Origin of the sequence: Curtobacterium sp. ODYSSEY 48 V2 (assembly GCF_023712625.1) — a bacterium.
Classification (GTDB): domain Bacteria; phylum Actinomycetota; class Actinomycetes; order Actinomycetales; family Microbacteriaceae; genus Curtobacterium.
The window spans coordinates 1-19,666 of the sequence record NZ_JAMAXX010000005.1 but is presented as its reverse complement, the minus strand read 5'-3'; the positions used below and the strand labels follow the sequence as shown (position 1 = coordinate 19,666).

General features: G+C 70.3%; 18 protein-coding genes. 8 read left to right on the top strand and 10 right to left on the bottom strand.

Going from position 1 to position 19,666, the window contains the following annotated elements; genetic code table 11:
* Positions 1-83: 83 nt before the first annotated feature.
* The 4 genes from M3666_RS08700 to tkt form a co-directional block, all read right to left on the bottom strand.
* Positions 84-1,028 carry a glucose-6-phosphate dehydrogenase assembly protein OpcA gene (locus M3666_RS08700; RefSeq protein ID WP_066654421.1) on the bottom strand — a complete coding sequence of 315 codons (945 nt, stop codon included), beginning with the start codon at positions 1,026-1,028 and terminating at the stop codon, positions 84-86.
* Entirely contained in the window at positions 1,025-2,563 is a 1,539-nt protein-coding gene (gene zwf / locus M3666_RS08695) for a glucose-6-phosphate dehydrogenase (protein WP_251155012.1), read from the bottom strand. The genes M3666_RS08700 and zwf overlap by 4 nt, the downstream gene beginning before the upstream one ends.
* Positions 2,564-2,754: 191 nt before the next feature.
* Positions 2,755-3,867 (bottom strand): transaldolase, encoded by a 1,113-nt coding sequence (gene tal / locus M3666_RS08690; protein WP_066654417.1) that lies wholly within the window; start codon positions 3,865-3,867, stop codon positions 2,755-2,757.
* Between the two features lie 156 nt (positions 3,868-4,023).
* Complete coding sequence (tkt, locus tag M3666_RS08685) at positions 4,024-6,117, bottom strand: transketolase (RefSeq protein WP_209682499.1); 2,094 nt, start codon at positions 6,115-6,117, stop codon at positions 4,024-4,026.
* Positions 6,118-6,490: 373 nt separating this feature from the next.
* Between tkt and M3666_RS08680 the strand changes: the two genes are divergently transcribed.
* Positions 6,491-7,435, top strand: coding sequence for a heme o synthase (locus M3666_RS08680; RefSeq protein WP_066654411.1), 945 nt, complete (start codon positions 6,491-6,493; stop codon positions 7,433-7,435).
* 609 nt (positions 7,436-8,044) lie between these two features.
* Here M3666_RS08680 and M3666_RS08675 read toward each other — a convergent pair.
* Positions 8,045-9,031 (bottom strand): COX15/CtaA family protein, encoded by a 987-nt coding sequence (locus tag M3666_RS08675; RefSeq protein ID WP_251155011.1) that lies wholly within the window; start codon positions 9,029-9,031, stop codon positions 8,045-8,047.
* Between the two features lie 250 nt (positions 9,032-9,281).
* Here M3666_RS08675 and sufB point away from each other — a divergent pair, with 250 nt between their 5' ends.
* The 5 genes from sufB to M3666_RS08650 all read left to right on the top strand — a co-directional run bounded on the left by sufB (position 9,282) and on the right by M3666_RS08650 (position 13,520).
* On the top strand, positions 9,282-10,700 hold the full coding sequence (gene sufB, locus M3666_RS08670) for a Fe-S cluster assembly protein SufB (protein WP_066654410.1): 1,419 nt from the start codon (positions 9,282-9,284) through the stop codon (positions 10,698-10,700).
* Positions 10,701-12,035 carry a Fe-S cluster assembly protein SufD gene (gene sufD / locus M3666_RS08665; RefSeq protein WP_251155010.1) on the top strand — a complete coding sequence of 445 codons (1,335 nt, stop codon included), beginning with the start codon at positions 10,701-10,703 and terminating at the stop codon, positions 12,033-12,035. It begins immediately after the preceding gene.
* The gene (locus M3666_RS08660; protein ID WP_081984870.1) at positions 12,035-12,361 is read left to right on the top strand and encodes a non-heme iron oxygenase ferredoxin subunit; all 327 of its coding nucleotides are present in this window, start codon (positions 12,035-12,037) and stop codon (positions 12,359-12,361) included. Before sufD ends, M3666_RS08660 begins: the two co-directional genes overlap by 1 nt.
* 62 nt (positions 12,362-12,423) lie before the next feature.
* Positions 12,424-13,191 carry a Fe-S cluster assembly ATPase SufC gene (gene sufC / locus M3666_RS08655; RefSeq protein ID WP_251155009.1) on the top strand — a complete coding sequence of 256 codons (768 nt, stop codon included), beginning with the start codon at positions 12,424-12,426 and terminating at the stop codon, positions 13,189-13,191.
* Positions 13,191-13,520 (top strand): metal-sulfur cluster assembly factor, encoded by a 330-nt coding sequence (locus M3666_RS08650; RefSeq protein ID WP_022902786.1) that lies wholly within the window; start codon positions 13,191-13,193, stop codon positions 13,518-13,520. Before sufC ends, M3666_RS08650 begins: the two co-directional genes overlap by 1 nt.
* 252 nt (positions 13,521-13,772) lie before the next feature.
* Here the strand turns inward: M3666_RS08650 and M3666_RS08645 are convergent, their stop codons facing one another.
* Positions 13,773-14,414, bottom strand: coding sequence for a biotin transporter BioY (locus tag M3666_RS08645; protein ID WP_308301845.1), 642 nt, complete (start codon positions 14,412-14,414; stop codon positions 13,773-13,775).
* A gap of 74 nt (positions 14,415-14,488) precedes the next feature.
* Between M3666_RS08645 and M3666_RS08640 the strand changes: the two genes are divergently transcribed.
* Positions 14,489-16,087 (top strand): ABC-F family ATP-binding cassette domain-containing protein, encoded by a 1,599-nt coding sequence (locus M3666_RS08640; RefSeq protein ID WP_066654400.1) that lies wholly within the window; start codon positions 14,489-14,491, stop codon positions 16,085-16,087.
* Between the two features lie 134 nt (positions 16,088-16,221).
* Here the strand turns inward: M3666_RS08640 and M3666_RS08635 are convergent, their stop codons facing one another.
* From M3666_RS08635 to M3666_RS08625, 3 genes are read right to left on the bottom strand one after another with little or no spacing between them, the layout of a single operon-like run.
* A complete protein-coding gene (locus M3666_RS08635; RefSeq protein ID WP_251155008.1) occupies positions 16,222-17,181 on the bottom strand; it encodes an SURF1 family protein in 960 nt (319 codons plus the stop codon).
* A complete protein-coding gene (locus M3666_RS08630) occupies positions 17,178-17,486 on the bottom strand; it encodes a hypothetical protein (RefSeq protein ID WP_081985298.1) in 309 nt (102 codons plus the stop codon). Before M3666_RS08630 ends, M3666_RS08635 begins: the two co-directional genes overlap by 4 nt.
* On the bottom strand, positions 17,486-17,962 hold the full coding sequence (locus M3666_RS08625; RefSeq protein ID WP_251155007.1) for a DUF3099 domain-containing protein: 477 nt from the start codon (positions 17,960-17,962) through the stop codon (positions 17,486-17,488). Before M3666_RS08625 ends, M3666_RS08630 begins: the two co-directional genes overlap by 1 nt.
* Before the next feature lie 179 nt (positions 17,963-18,141).
* On the opposite strand from M3666_RS08625, the gene fabG reads away from it, so the two are divergent.
* Positions 18,142-18,855, top strand: a complete 714-nt coding sequence (gene fabG, locus M3666_RS08620) for a 3-oxoacyl-ACP reductase FabG (protein ID WP_066654398.1) — start codon at positions 18,142-18,144, stop codon at positions 18,853-18,855.
* Positions 18,856-18,979: 124 nt separating this feature from the next.
* Here fabG and serB read toward each other — a convergent pair whose 3' ends face one another.
* A complete protein-coding gene (gene serB / locus M3666_RS08615) occupies positions 18,980-19,618 on the bottom strand; it encodes a phosphoserine phosphatase SerB (protein WP_251155006.1) in 639 nt (212 codons plus the stop codon).
* Between the last annotated feature and the right edge of the window lie 48 nt (positions 19,619-19,666).

Below are 19,666 nucleotides of genomic sequence, written 5' to 3'. Positions count from 1 at the left end.
CGACCGGTGCGACCGCCTTCGGTCCGACCGGGGCGGGCGGCGGTCGTGTCGACCGCCGCCCGGACCCCGGCCGTGTGCGGTGCTCAGCCGGCGATGGACTCGCGCAGCTGGGGCACCCCGTGCTTGACGACGTCTCCGAAGAGGACGTCCGCGTCGAGTCTACGGAGTTCCTCTGCGAGGCAGTCGCGCAGGTTCCGTCGGGGCAGCGACAGGTCGTGCGTCGGCTGCCCGGGCATCGACAGGGTCGCGACGTCGACGAGCGAGCGCTCGAGGTCGATCGTGCCCGAGGCACGCTCGAGCTTGACCCCGTGGATGCCGCTCGACCCGGTGGCCCGCGGCGAGGTGACGACGGACACCGGCACCTGCAGCTGCAGCTGGAGCCACGCGGCGAGCAGGATCGTGGACGGGCTGTCGCTCGCACCGGACACCTCGACACCGGTGACGGGCTCGTACGGCGGCTGGTCGAGCGCCGCGGCGAGCTGGTTCCGCCAGAGCGTCAGGCGGGTCCACGCGAAGTCGGTGTCACCCGGCACGTAGGACTTCCCGAGCGCCTCGATCGCGCTGTTCGGGTCCTTCTGCGCGGCGGCATCGGTGATGCGACGCTGCGCGATCCGGCCCAGCGCGGACGCTGCCGGCTGCTCCGGAGCGGCCTGCGGCCACCATGCGACGACGGGGGCGTCGGACAGGAGGAGACCGGTGACCAGGCTCTCCTCGTCCGTCGCGGTCTCGCCGTACGCACGGAGGACGATGACCTCGCTCGCGCCCGCATCGCTGCCGACGCGGATCTGGGCGTCGAGCCGACCGGGGGACTTCGTGTCGCCGTCGTTCTTCGACACGATGATCACCCGCATCGGGTGCTCGCGCGACGCCTGGTTCGCGGCCGAGATCGCCTCTTCCTCGTGCCCGAGGGCGGTCGAGATGATGAGCGTCAGCACGCGGCCGAGGGCGACGGCGCCACCCTCCTCGCGGATGTGGACGAGCTTCTTCTGGATCTTCGAGACCGTGGTGTTCGGCAGGTCGATCTTCATGGACGCCTCCAGGTCCGGCTGTCGCGGGCGAGCAGGGCATCGGCGGACGCCGGACCCCACGTGCCGGGACGGTACTGCTCGGGCTGGCCCTGCGTGGCCCAGAACGCCTCGATCGGGTCGAGGATCTTCCACGACAGTTCCACCTCTTGGTGACGGGGGAACAGGGGAGGGTCGCCGAGGAGCACGTCGAGGATGAGTCGCTCGTACGCCTCCGGCGAGGCCTCGGTGAACGCGTGTCCGTAGCCGAAGTCCATCGTCACGTCGCGCACCTGCGTGCCGACGCCCGGGACCTTCGAGCCGAAGCGGAGCGTGACGCCCTCGTCCGGCTGGACACGGATGACGAGCGCGTTCTGCCCGAGGGGTGCTTGCGTGTTGCCGTAGACGTCCTCGGGGACGCGCTTGAAGACGATCGCGATCTCGGTCACGCGACGGCCGAGGCGCTTGCCCGCCCGCAGGTAGAACGGGACGCCCTGCCAGCGGCGGGTCGCGATGTCGAGCTTGATCGCCGCGTAGGTCTCGGTCGTGGACTCGGGGTCCATCCCCGCTTCCTCGAGGAAGCCCAGGACCTTCTCGCCGCCCTGCCAGCCACCGTCGTACTGGCCGCGTGCCGTCGCCGTGGCGAGGTCCTCGGGCAGGCGCACGGCGGAGAGCACCTTCTCCTTCTCGGCGCGCAGGTCAGCGGCCTTGAACGAGACGGGTTCCTCCATCGCGGTGAGCGCGAGGAGCTGCAGCAGGTGGTTCTGGATGACGTCGCGCGCTGCGCCGATGCCGTCGTAGTACGCGGCCCGACCGGCGACGCCGATGTCCTCGGCCATCGTGATCTGCACGTGGTCGACGTAGTTCGAGTTCCAGATGGGTTCGTACATCTGGTTCGCGAACCGGAGCGTCAGCAGGTTCTGGACGGTCTCCTTCCCGAGGTAGTGGTCGATGCGGAACACGTCGTCGGGCGCGAAGACGCTCTCGACGATCGCGTTCAGCTCGCGCGCGGTGCGGAGGTCGGAGCCGAACGGCTTCTCGACGACCACGCGGCTCCAGGAGCCCTCGCGCTTCTCGGTCAGTCCAGAGACCTTGAGCTGCTCGGTCACCACCGGGAACATCTTCGGCGGGATGGAGAGGTAGAAGGCGTGGTTGCCGAGCGTGCCGCGCTCCGCGTCGAGCTCGTCGACGGTGCGCTTCAGCTCGAGGAAGGCCTCGGGGTCGTCGAACGAGCCCTGCACGAAGCGGATGCCCTGCTCGAGCTGCTTCCAGACGGCCTCGTCGAAGGGGGTGCGGGAGTGGTCCCGGACCGCGTCGTGCACGAGCTGGGAGAAGTCCTGGTCCTCCCAGTCGCGCCGGGCGAACCCGACGAGTGCGAAGCCCGGGGGCAGGAGCCCTCGGTTCGCCAGGTCGTAGACCGCGGGCATCAGCTTCTTGCGGGACAGGTCGCCCGTCACGCCGAAGATGATGAGGGTGCTGGGCCCCGCGATCCGGTTCAGACGTCGGTCGGTCGGCAACCGGAGCGGGTTGTGCTCCGGGGTGATCGCCACCGGTGACATGAGTGTGGACTCCTTGTGGGTCGAACGGAGACGGCGGAGCGCTGCGCTGCGGGGGCAGCGGCGACTCCGCCGTCGTGGTGGTCAGGTCCGGCCGGGAGGCGCGTCGCGGCTCCGGCGGTCGGGTCCTGACCGGGGGTGCCTGCGTCCGGGTGACGGCGGTCCCGTCCTCTGGACGCAGGCTCCGGTCGTGCTTACTTGCTGTTCTCGAGCGCGGTCTTCACCGTGTCGACGAGCTCGCCCCAGGAGACGTTGAACTTGTCGACGCCCTCCTTCTCGAGCAGCGCGACGACGTCGTCGTAGTCGACACCGGCGGCAGCGATCTGGTCCATGACCTGCTGCGCGTCGTCGAACGAGCCGGCGATGGCGTCACCGTGGATCTCGCCGTGGTCGAACGTCGCGTCGAGCGTCTTGCCCGGCATGGTGTTGACCGTGTTCGGCGCGGCGAGCTCGGTCACGTAGAGCGTGTCGGGCAGCGACGGGTCCTTGACACCGGTCGAGGCCCACAGCGGACGCTGCGTGTTGGCACCGGACTCGAGCAGGCCGAGGGCACGCTCGGTGGCGAACTGCTCGGTCCAGACCTGGTAGGCGAGCTGCGCGTTGGCGATGCCGGCCTTCGACTTGAGGGCCTTCGCCTCGTCGGTGCCCGCGGCGTCGAGGCGCTTGTCGATCTCGGAGTCGACACGCGACACGAAGAACGAGGCGACCGAGTGGATCTTCGAGAGGTCGTGGCCCGCGGCCTTGGCCTTCTCGAGGCCACCGAGGTAGGCGTCGATGACGGCGCGGTAGCGCTCGAGCGAGAAGATCAGGGTGACGTTGACCGAGATGCCGGCACCGATGACCTCGGTGATGGCCTCGAGGCCCTCGAGCGTCGCGGGGATCTTGATGAGGACGTTCTCGCGACCGACCTTCTCGAACAGGAACTTGGCCTGCTCGATGGTCTTCTGGGTGTCGTGGGCGAGGCCCGGCTCGACCTCGATCGAGACACGGCCGTCGAAGCCCTTGGTCTCGTCGTAGATCGGCTTGAAGACGTCGGACGCGTTCGCGACGTCCTGCGTGGTGATCTCGAAGATCGCCTCGGTGACGTCGGTGCCCTTCGCCGCGAGCTCCTTGACCTGCGAGTCGTAGCGCTCGCCCTTGGCGAGGGCCGACGCGAAGATCGTCGGGTTCGTGGTGACGCCGACGACGTTCTTCTGCTCGATGAGCTCGGTCAGCTTGCCGGTCTCGAGCAGCTCGCGCGACAGGTCGTCGAGCCAGATGCTGACGCCGACCTCGGAGAGGGCGGCGGTGGGGGTGTTCTCAGCCATGGTTTCTCTTCTTCTTTCGTCGACCGGCCCGGTGCGCGGAGGCGACCAGGGCCGTGTGTGTCGTGGTCTGTGGGCCGGGAGGCGCGGTGGCGGGACCGCCGCGTGCCTCCCGGCAGAGGGGCCGGACCCGGCGTACCGGATCCGGCCCCTCGTGGGTCAGGACGCTGCGATCGATTCCTTGGCGGCGGCGACGACGTGCTCGGTGGTGAAACCGAACTCGGCGAACAGGCGCTGGTAGTCGGCCGATGCACCGAAGTGCTCGATCGACACGCTGCGGCCCTTGTCGCCGACGATGTCGCGCCAGCTCATCGCGATGCCGGCCTCGACCGAGACGCGCGCGGTGACGGCCTTCGGCAGGACCTGCTCGCGGTAGGACTCCGACTGCTCGAAGAACCACTCGAGCGAGGGGGCGCTCACGACGCGGGCGTTGATGCCCTCGCCCTTGAGCTGCTCACGCGCATCGACCGCGATCTGGACCTCGGAACCGGTCGCGATGAGGATCACGTCCGGGGTGCCGTTCGGCGCCTCGGCCAGGACGTACGCGCCCTTCGCGACGTTCTTCGCCGAGGCGAGCGTCTCGCCGGAGGCGTCGCCCTCGCCACGCTCGAAGACGGGGAGGTTCTGACGGCTCAGCGCGATGCCGGCCGGACGGTCCTTGTGCTTGAGCATCTCGAGCCACGCGTACGACACCTCGTTGGCGTCGGCCGGACGGACGACGTCGAGACCCGGGATCGCACGGAGCGCGGTGATCTGCTCGATCGGCTGGTGCGTCGGGCCGTCCTCGCCCAGGGCGATGGAGTCGTGGGTCCAGACGTAGATCGCCGGCGCCTTCATGAGCGCGGCGAGACGGACCGCCGGACGCATGTAGTCGCTGAAGATGAGGAACGTGCCGCCGAAGGGGCGGGTGTTCCCGTGCAGGACGATGCCGGACAGGATCGAGCCCATCGCGTGCTCGCGGATGCCGAAGTGCAGCACGCGGCCGTACGGGTCGGTGCTCCAGGTCTTCGTCGACGCCTCGGCCGGACCGAAGGACTTCGCGCCCTCGATCGTGGTCAGGTTCGACTCGGCGAGGTCCGCCGAACCGCCCCAGAACTCGGGCATGAGCGGCGCGATGGCGTTGATGACCTTGCCGGAGGCGGCGCGGGTCGAGACGGCCTTCTCGGTGGAGAAGACCGGCAGCGCCTCCTCGAGGCCCTCGGGGAGCTCGCCCGCGTTGATGCGGTCGAGCATGGCCTTCTTCTCCGGGTTGGCCGCAGCCCACGCGTCGAAGGTCTTCGTCCACTCGGCGTGCTCGGCCTGGCCCTTGGTGATCGCACCGCGGGTGTACTCGAGCACCTCCGGGTCGACGTGGAAGGTCTTGTCCGCGTCGAAGCCGAGGACCTCCTTGAGGCCCTTGAGCTCGTCGGCACCGAGCGCCGAACCGTGGATCTTGCCGGAGTTCTGCTTGGTCGGCGACGGCCAACCGATGATCGTCTTGAGGACGATGAGCGACGGCTTGGTCGTCTCGGCCTTGGCGGCCTCGACGGCGCGGTGGAGCTCCTCGACGTCCTCGGAGTACTCGCCGGTCTTCTTCCAGTCGACGTGCTGGACGTGCCAGCCGAGGGCCTCGTAGCGGGCCGCGACGTCCTCGGAGAACGCGATGTCGGTGTCGTCCTCGATCGAGATCTGGTTCGAGTCGTAGAAGACGACCAGGCGACCGAGCTGCTGACGGCCCGCGAGGCTCGCGGCCTCGTTGGTGACGCCCTCCTGCATGTCACCGTCACCGGCGATCACGTAGGTGAAGTGGTCGAAGGGCGACTCGCCGTCGGCGGTCTCCGGGTCGAACAGGCCGCGCTCGAAGCGCTGCGCGTAGCCGAAGCCGACCGCCGAGGCGAGGCCCTGGCCGAGCGGGCCGGTGGTGATCTCGACACCGTCGGTGTGGCCGTACTCCGGGTGACCCGGGGTCTTCGAGCCCCACTTGCGCAGGTGCTGCAGGTCCTCGAGCTCGAGGCCGTAGCCGTGCAGGTAGAACTGCACGTACTGCAGGATCGAGGCGTGACCGGCGGAGAGGATGAAGCGGTCGCGACCGATCCAGGTGGAGTCGCTGGGGTCGCGACGCATCACCTTCTGGAAGAGCAGGTGGGCGACCGGCGCGAGGCTCATCGCGGTGCCGGGGTGACCGTTGCCGGCGGCCTCGACCGCGTCGGCGGCGAGGACGCGTGCCGTGTCGACGGCCTTCCGGTCGATGGCGTCCCAGGTGAATTCAGCCACTTGGATGTTGACCCTTCGTTGTTGCGACATGTGCGAGGGCTCGTGCCATCGCACGGACATGATCGCCGTCCCGGGGCCGTGTGTCGTGTCGCCGTCGAGCGGCGGCCGACCGGCTCTTCGCGGCCGACGTCTTCGGGGCACACGATGCGGGAGGGCGTGTCCAGCATAGTGACCACGCACTCAGAAGGTGTCCAGGTGACGACGGTGCCGTGTCGGGCAGCCGGCCCGGTCGGCGAGGCGGGGCATCCTCGCGGCGCCTCGATGGCCTAAACTGGTGTCGACCCGTGTGCATTCCGGGTCGACGCACGCCCCGACGGTGACGGAGCCGCCCACCGAGCGTGCGAGCTGACGCGAACGGACTGAGGTTCCCCTGTTGACTGCCACCGCGACCCGGCCCGACACCGATCGACCCCGCTCGACGCTGTCCCGCAAGGTCCGCGCGTACGTCTCGCTGACGAAGCCCCGGGTCATGGAGCTGCTCCTCGTCACGACCGCTCCGACGATGTTCCTGGCGGAGCGCGGGGTCCCGGACCTCTGGCTCGTGTTCTGGACGATGCTCGGCGGCGCGATGTCGGCAGGGTCGGCCTCGGCGTTCAACTGCTACATCGACCGCGACATCGACCGGCTGATGAAGCGCACCAGCCAGCGCCCCCTGGTCACCGGTGAGCTCTCCGACAAGGAGGCACTGGTGTTCTCGTGGACGCTCGCCGTCCTGTCGACCGCCGTCCTCGGCTTCCTGGTGAACTGGCTGGCCGCCGCGCTCAGCGTCGTCGCGATCCTGATCTACGTCTGCGTCTACACGCTCTGGCTCAAGCGCCGCACCCCGCAGAACATCGTCTGGGGCGGATCCGCCGGGTGCATGCCGGTGCTCATCGGCTGGGCCGGTGTCACCGGGTCGCTGACCTGGGCGCCGATCATCCTCTTCATGGTGATCTTCCTCTGGACGCCGCCGCACTACTGGCCGCTGTCGATGAAGTACCGCGACGACTACGACGCCGCCGACGTGCCGATGCTCGCGGTCGTGCGCGGCCGCACGGTCGTCGGGCTGCAGGTCGTGCTCTACGCCTGGGCGACGCTCGTCTGCTCGCTGCTGCTCATCCCGGTCGCGCACATGGGGCCGCTGTACACGGTCGTCGCCCTGGCCGGGGGCATCTGGTTCGTCGTCGAGTCGCACCGGCTGTACTCGCGGGCGATCCAGCACGTGGAGCAGGTCCAGCCGATGCGGGTGTTCCACAGTTCGATCACGTACCTGACGCTGCTGTTCATCGCGGTGGGCATCGACCCGCTCCTGCCGCAGGTCTTCACCTTCACGATCTAGCCAGGGTTCGTCGCCCGCGCACGGAGCGCCGCCTGTCTGCCGGCGGCGCTCCGTGCGTCGGGGCGCAGCGCGGGCGGTCCCGGGTCGGGCGGTCCCGGGTCGGGCGTTCGCGGGTCGGGTGGGCGCGGCTCGGACGGGCGCGCGGGGTGCGTGCCCGCGTCGAGCGGGGCGGCGTCGGCCGACGCGACAGATCCGCTGTCGTCCGACGACGGGGACGTCGCGGCGGGCCGCGGGGGACGCGGGCTGCGCGGGGCGCGTGCGCCCAGCGACGATGCCGCTGTCGTACGACGACGGGGACGTCGCGGCTGGCGCGCGGCCGCGACCGGGCGTCGGACGGGAGGCGCGGGGCGGGCGGTGCTGCGCCTCCCGTCCGCACCGTGGCCGGCCGGGTGCCGAGGCGCGGGACGGCGGCGTCCGCACGAGACGGTCGCACCTGCGCGAGACGGTGCCGGATCCGGAGGCGTCCCGGGTGGTCGGAGGCGTTCTGCGCCGACGCCGGCGTCCTGTGCGTGGTCACGGGGCCGGAGCCGTGCGGACGACGACGTCCCACGCGTCGGCGCTCGGGACGGAGGCGACGCGTGGGACGTCGGAGGGCGGCGGACGACCGCGTCAGGCGGTGATGCGCTCCCGCGCGGCCTGGCGACCGGCGCTGCCGCGCGTGCTGAGCACGACGACGGTGACCGCACCGACGAGGAGTCCGGCGAGCACCATGTGGGTCCCCACCAGGCCGACCGGCAGGCCCGTGCGCGCCTGGGTCAGGCCGACGGCGATCTGCACGAACTCGACGACGAGCAGGACGAGGGCCCAGCGGCTCGACAGCCGGAGGACGACCGCGCCGACGACGAGCGCCAGCGTCAGCGCGAACAGCGCGTAGGCCGGGATGGCGTGCAGGTGCTCCATCAGCTGCGGGTCGAACCCGGTGCGGTGCAGACGGCCACCGTCGACCGCCTCGCTCGCACCCGCGTGCGGCCCGGAGCCCGTGGTCAGGATGCCGACCAGGACGGTGACGACCACCGCGACGACGGTGCCGCGGACGAGGCCGGTGTACCAGCCCGGGACGAGCCGCACCGCGGTGCGCGGACCGTTCATCGAGCGGTACACGAGCGTCGCCGTCACCGCGACGAGCGTCGTCGACACCACGAAGTGCAGCCCGACGACGAACGGGTTGAGGTTCGTGAGGACGCTGAGGCCGCCGATCACCGCCTGCACGGGGATCGCGATGCACTGGGCGAAGGCGAGCCAGAAGAGCTCGGGGCGCGTGCGGCGCATGCGGACGACGGCGAGGAACATCGCGACCGCGACCACCACCAGCACGAAGGTGAGCAGACGGTTCCCGAACTCGATCACGCCGTGGATCCCCATCTCCGGGGTCGACACGAGCGACTCGGCGGTGCACTTCGGCCACGTCGGGCAGCCGAGCCCGGACGCCGTCAGGCGGACGAGGCCGCCGGTGCCGATCAGCACCACCTCGACGACGAAGGACGCCCAGGCGAGCCAGATCACGCGGGGGTCGACGGCGCGGGGGAGGGACCACCACCGCGGCGTGCGGGTGCCGGGGCGGACGCCCTGCTCGACGGTGGGTCCGACGCGAGTCACGAGGGTGGTGCCTTCCTGTTGTTCCGTGCGGTGAACCTGTAGGATTCGAGGGTTCAGCAGCAGTCAAGTCTAGGCAGGCGCCGGCTCCGAATGGGCCGTGATCGCCGATCGGTCGGACGACTGCGTGGGACCATCGACGTTGCGAGGCAGCAACGCCGTGGGACTCCTGTCGGAGGTCCGCGGTGGAATGGCGTCCGGACGTCACGGGTTGTCCCGACAGACGCTGCCGCGAGAAGGAAACGAGGAGACCATGTCCGACGTGCTCATCGACCGTCCAGAACTCGAAGGGCTCGGCCAGTACGAGTTCGGCTGGTCCGACTCCGACACGGCCGGCGCGTCCGCGCGCCGTGGTCTGTCGGACGAGGTGGTCAGCGACATCTCCGCCCGGAAGAACGAGCCCGAGTGGATGCACAAGCTCCGCCTCAAGGCGCTGACGCTGTTCGACCGCAAGCCCATGCCGTCCTGGGGTGCCGACCTGTCGGACATCGACTTCGACAACATCAAGTACTTCGTGAAGTCCACCGAGAAGCAGGCCCAGACCTGGGAAGAGCTGCCGGAGGACATCCGCAACACCTACGAGCGCCTCGGCATCCCCGAGGCGGAGCGCCAGCGCCTCGTCGCCGGTGTCGCCGCCCAGTACGAGTCCGAGGTCGTCTACCACCAGATCCGCGAGGACCTGGAGCAGCAGGGCGTCATCTTCATGGACACCGACACGGCGCTCCGCGAGCACCCGGAGTTCTTCGAGGAGTACTTCGGCTCGGTGATCCCGGCCGGCGACAACAAGTTCGCCGCGCTGAACACCGCCGTGTGGTCCGGCGGCTCGTTCGTCTACGTCCCGAAGGGCGTGCACGTCGAGATCCCGCTGCAGGCCTACTTCCGGATCAACACCGAGAACATGGGCCAGTTCGAGCGGACGCTGATCATCGCGGACGAGGACTCCTACGTCCACTACATCGAGGGCTGCACGGCGCCGATCTACAAGTCGGACTCGCTGCACTCCGCCGTGGTCGAGATCATCGTGAAGAAGAACGCCCGCGTGCGCTACACGACGATCCAGAACTGGTCGAGCAACGTCTACAACCTCGTCACCAAGCGCGCGATCGCGCACGAGGGCGCGACGATGGAGTGGATCGACGGCAACATCGGGTCGAAGGTCACGATGAAGTACCCGTCGATCTACCTCGCCGGTGAGCACGCCAAGGGCGAGACCCTGTCCGTCGCGTTCGCCGGTCCGGGCCAGCACCAGGACGCCGGCGCGAAGATGATCCACATGGCGCCGTACACGACGTCGTCGATCGTCTCGAAGTCGATCGCCCGTGGCGGCGGCCGCGCCGGCTACCGCGGTGAGGTCCGCGTCGACCCGGCCGCGCACCACGCCGCGAACACGGTCCGCTGTGACGCGCTGCTCGTCGACACGGTGAGCCGCAGCGACACGTACCCGGCGATCGACATCCGCGTCGACGACGTCCAGCTCGGCCACGAGGCCACGGTCTCCCGCGTGAGCGAGGAGCAGCTGTTCTACCTCATGTCGCGCGGCATGCCGGAGGACGAGGCCATGGCCATGATCGTCCGCGGGTTCATCGAGCCCATCGCCCGCGAGCTCCCGATGGAGTACGCGCTCGAACTCAACAAGCTCATCGAGATGAGCATGGAAGGATCCGTCGGCTAGATGTCGAACACCAGCACCAACCCGACACCCACCGACGGGGCCACCCCCGCACCGCGCATCGACCAGCCGGTCGAGCCCTCGGCCGTCGCACAGGGCCAGCAGGCTCCGTCCGCACGCAGCACGCAGGGCACCGACCAGCACGGTGCCCGCGCGCACTCCGACGGCGGCTGGGACGCGAAGGTCCCGGTCCAGACCCGGTCCGAGCGGCCGCAGTCCGGTGACCTCGACGCGTTCCCGCCGGTGACCGGCCGCGAGGTCAACTGGAAGTTCGCGCCGCTCGCGAAGCTCCAGCCGTTGCTCGAGGGTGGCCTCGACGGCTCCGCCTACCCGTTCCTGGCCCGCCAGACCGAGGGGGCCGACGTCGAGTGGGGTCGCAGCGACGACCCGGTCGTCGGCACCGCCGGCCTGCCCGAGGACCGCGCGGCCGCGGCGGCCTGGACCGCCCGCGACGCGGTGCTGAAGGTCACCGTCAAGGCGACCGAGGCGCACGAGTCGATCTCGATCACCCGCTCGGACTTCGGCACGAAGGCCCGCGCGGCGCACACGGTCATCACGGCCGAGCAGCACGCCCAGGGCATCGTCGTCATCGACAACCGCGGGTCGGCGCTCCTCAGCGAGAACGTCGAGATCGTCGTCCGTGACGGCGCACGGCTCACGGTGGTCAGCCTGCAGGACTGGGACGACGACGCGGTGCACGTGTCGACGCAGTTCGCCGAGGTCGGTCGCGACGCCTTCCTCAAGCACGTCGTGGTCTCGCTCGGCGGCGACGTCGTCCGCGTGAACCCCTCGACGCACCTCGGGGCGCAGGGTGCGGACACCGAGATGTACGGCGTGTACTTCGCCGACGCCGGGCAGTACATCGAGCAGCAGGTGTACGTGAACCACGACGCCCCGAACACCCGTGGCCGCGTCAACTACAAGGGCGCACTGCAGGGCGAGGGTGCGCACACGGTCTGGATCGGCGACGTGCTGATCGGGCGCGCCGGCGACGGCACCGACTCGTACGAGCAGAACCGCAACCTGGTGCTCACCGACGGCACGCGCGCGGACAGCATCCCGAACCTCGAGATCGAGACGGGCAACATCGAGGGGGCCGGGCACGCCAGTGCGACCGGTCGCTTCGACGACGAGCAGCTCTTCTACCTGCAGGCTCGTGGCATCCCCGAGGAGGAAGCCCGGCGCCTCGTCGTGCTCGGCTTCCTGGTCGAGGTCATCCAGAAGATCGGCGCGCCCGAGCTCGAGGAGCGCCTGATCGCCGCGGTCGAGCAGGAGCTCGCCGACGGCCGGACCGCGGTCGCCGCTGCGGAGCCCGAGGCCGAGCAGGCGGAAGCCTGATGGCCGAGAAGGTCTGCGCTGAGTCGGAGATCGCCGTCGACAGCCCGATGCGCGTCGTCGTGGACGGCACCGCCGTGGCGATCGTGAAGGACTCGGCCGGGGCCGTGCACGCGATCGGCGACACCTGCACGCACGGGGACATCTCCCTGGCCGAGGGCTTCGTCGAGGGCGACACACTCGAGTGCTGGGCCCACGGGTCGCGCTTCTCGCTGGCCACCGGCAAGCCGCAGAACTTCCCGGCGTACGAACCGGTGCCGGTCTTCCGGGTCGAGGTCCGTGACGGCGACGTCTACGTCGACGTGCACGACCCGGTCCCCGTCGACTGAGCGACACCACCACTCTTCCCGCGCGGCTGACGCCGCACAGCAGCTGTAACCGAAGGAACGCAATGTCCACTCTCGAAATCCATGACCTGCAGGTCTCGATCGACACCGACCAGGGCACCAAGGAGATCCTGAAGGGCGTCGACCTCACCATCAACGAGGGCGAGATCCACGCGATCATGGGGCCGAACGGCTCCGGCAAGTCCACCCTGGCCTACACGATCGCCGGTCACCCGCGCTACAACGTCACCGGCGGCTCGATCACGCTCGACGGCGAGGACGTCCTCGCGATGAGCGTCGACGAGCGCGCCCGCGCCGGCATGTTCCTCGCGATGCAGTACCCGGTCGAGATCCCCGGCGTCACGGTGTCGAACTTCCTCCGTACCGCGAAGACCGCGATCGACGGCGAGGCCCCCGCACTCCGCGGGTGGGTCAAGGACCTGCGCCAGTCGATGGCCGACCTCAAGATGGACTCGTCGTTCGCCGAGCGCAACGTCAACGAGGGCTTCTCCGGCGGCGAGAAGAAGCGCCACGAGATCATGCAGCTCGAGCTCCTCAAGCCGAAGTTCGCCGTGCTCGACGAGACCGACTCCGGCCTCGACGTCGACGCGCTGAAGATCGTGTCCGAGGGCGTCAACCGCGCGAAGGCAGCGACCGGCCTCGGTGTCCTGCTGATCACGCACTACACGCGCATCCTCCGCTACATCAAGCCGGACTTCGTCCACGTGTTCGTCGCGGGCAAGGTCGCCGAGCAGGGTGGTCCGGAGCTGGCCGAGCGCCTCGAGAACGAGGGCTACGACCGCTACGTGCAGGCCGCAGCGGCGGGCAACTGATGATCACCGCACTCTCCCCGGAGAAGTTCGACGAGGTCGTCGAGGGCCTCAAGGAGGTCCAGGACCCGGAGCTCGGCGTCAACATCGTCGACCTCGGCCTCATCTACGACCTCGCGATGGACGACGAGGCGAACGCCCTCGTGATCAGCATGACGCTGACGAGCGCGGGCTGCCCGCTGACCGACGTCATCGAGGGCGACACCGCCAACGCGCTCGACGGCATCGTCGACGCGTTCCGCATCAACTGGGTGTGGATGCCGCCGTGGGGTCCGGAGCGGATCACCGACGACGGACGCGAGATGATGCGCGCGCTCGGCTTCTCGATCTAGCCGACACGACACACGGACGGGAGGCGCGGTGCCAGCTGGCACCGCGCCTCCCGTCCGTCGTCGGTGCGGTGCGCCCGCCACGCCGAGTGCGCACGATCCGTCACGCTCGACCGGTCCCCGTGACGCCCATCGCCCGCCCGGCGTTCGTCGCGCGGCGTGTCGTGCTCGCTCGCGGCGGGAGACAGCAGCCCGGGTCGGAACAGCGACGGGCCCCGCACCAGCAGGTGCGGGGCCCGTCGTCGTGCGGGTGCGTCAGCGGCGGCCGACCAGCTTCCACGCCAGGGGCAGGACACCGGCGGCGATGAGGGCCTTGGCGACTCCACCGACGATGAACGGGTAGAGGCCGGCGGCGAGCACCGACTGGAGGTCGTTCGGCGCACCGAGCTGACCGAGCACCACCGCGAGCCAGGGCAGGCCCGTGACGAAGGGGACGGCGGTCGCCAGGAGCATCGCGACCGTGGCACGCCCGACCTTCCGGTCCCAGTTCCGGCGGGCGAGCCAGCCGACCAGGCCGGCGGCCGGCACGAATCCGATGACGTAGCCGAAGCTCGGCGATGCCAGGGCCGCGAGGCCACCGGAGAACTCGGCGAAGAACGGTGCGCCCGCGAGGCCCGCGACGGCGTAGACGAGCAGCGACAGCATGCCGCGTCGGGCGCCGAGCGTGGCGCCGACGAGCACGACGGCCAGGGTCTGCCCGGTGATCGGGACCGGCCACATCGGCACCTGGAGCTGTGCCATCGCGGCGGTGAACAGCGCGCCGCCGGCGACCAGGGCGGCGTCGGTGGCGAGCCCCGAGGTGCGAAGACGGTCGGCGAGGACTGCGCGGCGAGCGAACCCGGTGGCGTTCGTCATGGATTCTCCTAGAATGGACTGCTGGTCCCGTTCGAGGACCATCGGTCCCGTCAGCGTAGCGGTGCACCTCCCGCACACGTCGTTGTGCACATCACCAACTGATTGGACGTCCTCCTGTGCTTGCCGTGCACGACCTCGAGATCCGCGTAGGCGCTCGCCTCCTCATGGAGCACGTGTCCTTCCGCGTCGAGAAGGGTGACAAGATCGGGCTCGTCGGGCGCAACGGCGCCGGCAAGACCACGATGACGAAGGCCCTCGCCGGCGAGTCGCAGCCGACCGACGGCAAGATCGAGCGCTCGGGGGAGATCGGCTACCTGCCGCAGGACCCGCGCTCGGGCAACCCCGAGGACACCGCGCGCAAGCGCATCCTCGACGCCCGTGGTCTCGGCGAGCTCGTCGAGGGCATCCGTCAGGCGACGCTCGACATGGCGAGCGACGACGCCGACGTGGCCGAGAAGGCCATGCGGCGGTACAGCCGACTCGACGACCAGTTCAACGCGCTCGGCGGGTACGCCGCCGAGGCGGAAGCGGCGTCGATCGCATCGAACCTCAAGCTGCCGGACCGCATCCTCGACCAGCAGCTGAAGACCCTGTCGGGTGGCCAGCGCCGGCGCATCGAACTCGCCCGCATCCTGTTCTCGGACGCCGAGACGATGATCCTCGACGAGCCGACGAACCACCTCGACGCCGACTCCGTGGTGTGGCTCCGCGAGCACCTGAAGACCTACCCCGGCGGCGTCATCATCATCTCCCACGACGTGGAGCTGGTGGACGAGGTCGTCAACCGCGTCTTCTACCTGGACGCGAACCGTCAGACCATCGACGTCTACAACATGGGGTGGAAGCTCTACCAGCGGCAGCGCGTGGCCGACGAGGAGCGCCGCCGCAAGGAGCGCGCCGGCGCCGAGAAGAAGGCGGCGACCCTGAAGGACCAGGCCGCCCGCTTCGGCGCGAAGGCGTCGAAGGCTGCCGCTGCGCACCAGATGGTCGCGCGCGCGGACAAGCTGCTCGCCGGACTGGAGGACGAGCGCGTCGCCGACCGCGTCGCGAAGATCCGCTTCCCCACGCCGGCACCGTGCGGTCGCACTCCGCTGATGGCCGAGGGGCTGTCGAAGTCGTACGGCTCGCTCGAGATCTTCGCCGGGGTGGACCTGGCGATCGACCGAGGGTCGCGCGTGGTGATCCTCGGTTTCAACGGTGCGGGCAAGACGACGCTGCTCCGGATCCTGGCCGGTGCGGACCGACCGGACACGGGCGAGATCCTGCCCGGGCACGGCCTGCGGATCGGGTACTACGCGCAGGAGCACGAGAACATCGACGTGAACCGCACGGTGATCGAGAACATGGTGTCGGCGTCGACGGACCTCAACGAGACCGAGGCCCGTCGTGTGCTCGGTTCGTTCCTGTTCACCGGCGACGACGGCTACAAGAAGGCCGGCGTCCTGTCCGGTGGTGAGAAGACCCGGCTGTCGCTCGCGATGATCGTCGTGTCGGGCGCGAACGTGCTGCTGCTCGACGAGCCCACGAACAACCTCGACCCGGCGTCGCGCGAGGAGATCCTCAACGCGCTGGCCGGCTTCGAGGGCGCCGTGGTGCTCGTGTCCCACGACGCCGGTGCGGTCGACGCGCTCAACCCCGAGCGGGTGCTGCTGCTGCCGGACGGTACCGAGGACCACTGGAACAAGGACTACGCGGAGCTCATCGAGCTGGCGTAGCGACCCCCTGACGGACGGGCGCGCACCGCTCGACGGCAACGCGGAGCGTTGCGCGGGGCGCGCCGACCGAGCCTGCGAGGGAGGACGGTGCCGGCCGGCACCGCGCCTCCCGTCCGTCCCGGGGTCGCGACCCGTCAGCGGTGCGCGCCGAGCAGCTCGTCCTCGACCTCGTCGTCGGACCTCGGCTTGGCGTCCTTCCGCCGCTGCCGTTCGAGGGCACGCTCGCGCTCCTCGGGGTCGTCCTGGTTGAGGTTCCGGTACTCCTGCACCATCACGTAGGCCAGGAAGCCGAATCCTCCGGCGGCGAAGAGGAACCACTGGATGAAGTAGCTGAGGTGCAGACCGGTGTCCGCGGACGGACGGTCCCACCCGAGGGGCCGGGCCTCCGCAGGAGCGGGGGACTCGGAGGCGAGCTGGCCGTACGCGCCCGTCCAGATCGGGGCGTCGACCTTGCCCGCGACGTCGGCGAGCGTCACCGACTGCACCTGGTCGGTGTGCGAGGGGTCGGTGCGGCCGGGGATGCGCGGCTCGCTCTGCTGCAGGCGTGCGATCACCGTCACCTGTCCGCTCGGCGGAGCGGGGACGCCGTCCGGCGCGTCCTGCCGGTTGCCGGTCGGCACCCACCCGCGGTCGACGACGAACGCGCGACCGTCGGCGGTGACGAGCGGCGTGAGGACCTCGAACCCGGGCTGGCCGTTGTGCACGCGGTTGCGGACGAGGAGCTGGTCGTCGACGTCGTACCGACCGGTGACCTCGACCCGGAGCCACTGCTGGTCGTCGGTCCAGGACGAGGCCCGGGGGAGCGCCTGGTCGAGCGGCACGGGCGTGTGGTCGTAGTTCTGCGCGATCTGCTCGTTCTGCCGGACGGCCTCGTTGCGCCGGTCCCACTGCCACATCCCGAAGAGCGTGCAGATGATCGCGAAGGCCACGGCGATCGCGAAGTACCCGAGCCAGCGGCGGCTCCGGACGAACCGCCAGCCGACCGTCGGGCCGTCGGTGGTGTCCGCGTGGACGGACCCGGGAGCGGCGTCGCGCTGGAGCTTCGCGGCGTGCTGCCGGCCGTAGCGGGCGCTGGGGTCGAACTCGTCCGTCATCGTCCGGTGCCGCTGGAGCGCACCCCGACGTCGTTCTTCGGGGCGTCCTCCCGCGCACGGACGTCGTCGAGGCTGTCGACGTCCTCGTGCATCCCGGTCACCCGGACCGGGAAGGAGCGGGAGCGCAGGTAGTCGGCGAGGAAGTCGCAGTGCTCCTCGCAGGCCGCCCAGATCTTCACGCGGTCGACGGCGTGGATGCGCGGGTTCCGCCAGTTGATCCGCCACTCGGCGGTGTTCGTGCAGCCGGCCCGGGAGCAGACCGGTGTCGCGCCGGGCTCCGTGAAGAGGTCGAACGTCGCCCCCATCAGCGGCGCGTCCGGGACTTCGCGGACCACACACGGGAGCGGTCGCCGTTCCGCTGCCACTCCTCCTGCGCGTGCTGGGCCTGCTCGCGGAGGCGTTCCTGCTCGGCACGGTAGGCCTCGGCCCGGGCGTCCTCCTGCTGCTCGCGGAGGCGGGGGTCGACGGCGTCGTAGAGCTCGATGGCTCCGGCCGGGGCGACGATGTCGCTCTCGGCGTGGTTGCCGGCGTTTGCGAGGATGACCGCGACCCACGGGATGACCGCGGCGAGGACGATCGGGATGACCGCGAGCCAGGTGTGCCAGGTCGTCCACACGAGGACGGCGCCGATGAAGCACACCACGCGCACGGCCATCTGCCAGACGTACTTGGACAGGCGGTGCGCCCGGTCCAGCTCGGGGGAGTCCGGCAGGGACGTGATGCTCTGCGTGGACCCGGAGTGGGTGTGCGTCGCGTGGAACCGGCGCTGCGTCGACTTCATACGGTGTTCTTCCATTCGCCAGGGTCAAGCCTAAGCCCGGACCACCGACAGTTGCCCCGCCGCGCGGGGGACAGCTGCGGGGAACGGCTCCGGTACGCTCGTCCGGGCGTGTCCAGCGGCCCACGGCTCGGCCGTCAGGTCGGCGGACACCGCGTCACCACCACTCGAACGGAGCGATCATGACCACCCCCCGTACCGTCCTCATCACCGGCGGCAACCGCGGCATCGGGCACGCCCTCGCAGCGCGTTTCGTCGCCGCCGGGCACCGGGTCGCCGTGACCTCCCGCAGCGGCCAGGGCGGACCCGAGGGGGCGCTCACCGTCGCCGCGGACATCACCGACTCCGCCTCGGTCGACGCGGCCTTCACGCAGGTCGAGGCCGAGCTCGGGCCGATCGAGGTCCTCGTCGCCAACGCGGGCATCACGAACGACCAGCTCCTGCTCCGCATGTCCGAGGAGGACTTCACGAGCGTCGTCGACACGAACCTGACCGGCACGTTCCGGGTCGTCAAGCGCGCGACCAAGGGGATGATGAAGGCGAAGTTCGGCCGCATCGTGCTCATGTCGAGCGTCGTGGGCGCCTACGGACAGGTCGGTCAGGTCAACTACGCCTCGTCCAAGGCTGCCCTGGTCGGCATGGCGCGCTCGATCACGCGCGAGCTCGGGTCGCGCGGCATCACGGCCAACGTCGTCGCGCCGGGGTTCATCCAGACCGACATGACCGCAGCCCTGCCCGAGGAGCTGCAGGCCGAGTTCAAGAAGCAGATCCCGGCGGCGCGCTACGGCACGGTCGACGACGTCGCCGACGCCACGCTCTTCCTGGCGAGCGACGGTGCCGGGTACGTCTCGGGTGCGGTGATCCCGGTCGACGGCGGTCTCGGGATGGGTCACTAGCCCCGGACACCGACCGGCGGCCCGCTCGGACCGTCCTCGAGACTCGGCATGGCGGACACGTTCGCGACGTGGAGTCCGCGAACGTGTCCGCGGAGGCGAGACTCGGCTCCGCGGCGCGTGTGGCTCAGCCCCGCAGGCCCAGCGTCGCGAGCACCGCGGACAGGTCGCGGTCGACGACCGCCACGTCCGCCCGCTCGCGCACCAGCGGCTTCGCGTCGAAGGCCACGCCCAGGGCGGCGACACCCATCATGACCAGGTCGTTGGCGCCGTCGCCGACCGCGACCGTGCGCGACAGCGGGACGTCGTCCGCCCCGGCCCACGCACGCAGGGTCTCGGCCTTCGCCTCGGCGTCGACGACGTCACCGAGCACCCGACCGGAGAGCACGCCGTCGACCACCTCGAGACGGTTCGCCCGGCAGTGGTCGAGGCCGAGGCGCGCGGCGAAGGGGTCGAGCACCTCGTGGAAGCCGCCGGACACGACGCCGACCGTGCCACCTGCGGCGTGGACGCCCCGGACGAGCTCCTCGGCTCCGCGCGTGACGCGGACCGCCTGCTGTGCGCGCGTGCAGACGCCGGCCTGGAGGCCCGCCAGGGTCGCGACCCGCTCCCGGAGGCTCTCGGCGAAGTCGATCTCGCCGCGCATGGCGCGCTCCGTCACCGCCTGCACCTGTGGCCGGGTCCCGGCGTGGTCGGCGAGCAGTTCGATGACCTCGTCCTCGAGCAGCGTGGAGTCGGCATCGAGGACGACGAGGAAGCGTGGCACGGACCAACGGTACCGACAGCTGGAGGCGGGGGGGGGGGGGGGGGGGGG

Bases quoted from the DNA above. Each gene is read 5' to 3' on its own strand.
- M3666_RS08630 (WP_081985298.1), bottom strand. From the start codon at position 17,486: ATGGGGGCGACGTTCGACCTCTTCACGGAGCCCGGCGCGACACCGGTC.
- M3666_RS08645 (WP_308301845.1), bottom strand. From the start codon at position 14,414: ATGGTCCTCGAACGGGACCAGCAGTCCATTCTAGGAGAATCCATGACG.
- M3666_RS08660 (WP_081984870.1), top strand. From the start codon at position 12,035: ATGGCCGAGAAGGTCTGCGCTGAGTCGGAGATCGCCGTCGACAGCCCG.
- fabG (WP_066654398.1), top strand. From the start codon at position 18,142: ATGACCACCCCCCGTACCGTCCTCATCACCGGCGGCAACCGCGGCATC.
- sufC (WP_251155009.1), top strand. From the start codon at position 12,424: ATGTCCACTCTCGAAATCCATGACCTGCAGGTCTCGATCGACACCGAC.
- zwf (WP_251155012.1), bottom strand. From the start codon at position 2,563: ATGTCACCGGTGGCGATCACCCCGGAGCACAACCCGCTCCGGTTGCCG.
- M3666_RS08650 (WP_022902786.1), top strand. From the start codon at position 13,191: ATGATCACCGCACTCTCCCCGGAGAAGTTCGACGAGGTCGTCGAGGGC.
- M3666_RS08700 (WP_066654421.1), bottom strand. From the start codon at position 1,028: ATGAAGATCGACCTGCCGAACACCACGGTCTCGAAGATCCAGAAGAAG.
- sufB (WP_066654410.1), top strand. From the start codon at position 9,282: ATGTCCGACGTGCTCATCGACCGTCCAGAACTCGAAGGGCTCGGCCAG.
- tal (WP_066654417.1), bottom strand. From the start codon at position 3,867: ATGGCTGAGAACACCCCCACCGCCGCCCTCTCCGAGGTCGGCGTCAGC.
- M3666_RS08635 (WP_251155008.1), bottom strand. From the start codon at position 17,181: ATGACGGACGAGTTCGACCCCAGCGCCCGCTACGGCCGGCAGCACGCC.
- M3666_RS08625 (WP_251155007.1), bottom strand. From the start codon at position 17,962: ATGAAGTCGACGCAGCGCCGGTTCCACGCGACGCACACCCACTCCGGG.
- sufD (WP_251155010.1), top strand. From the start codon at position 10,701: ATGTCGAACACCAGCACCAACCCGACACCCACCGACGGGGCCACCCCC.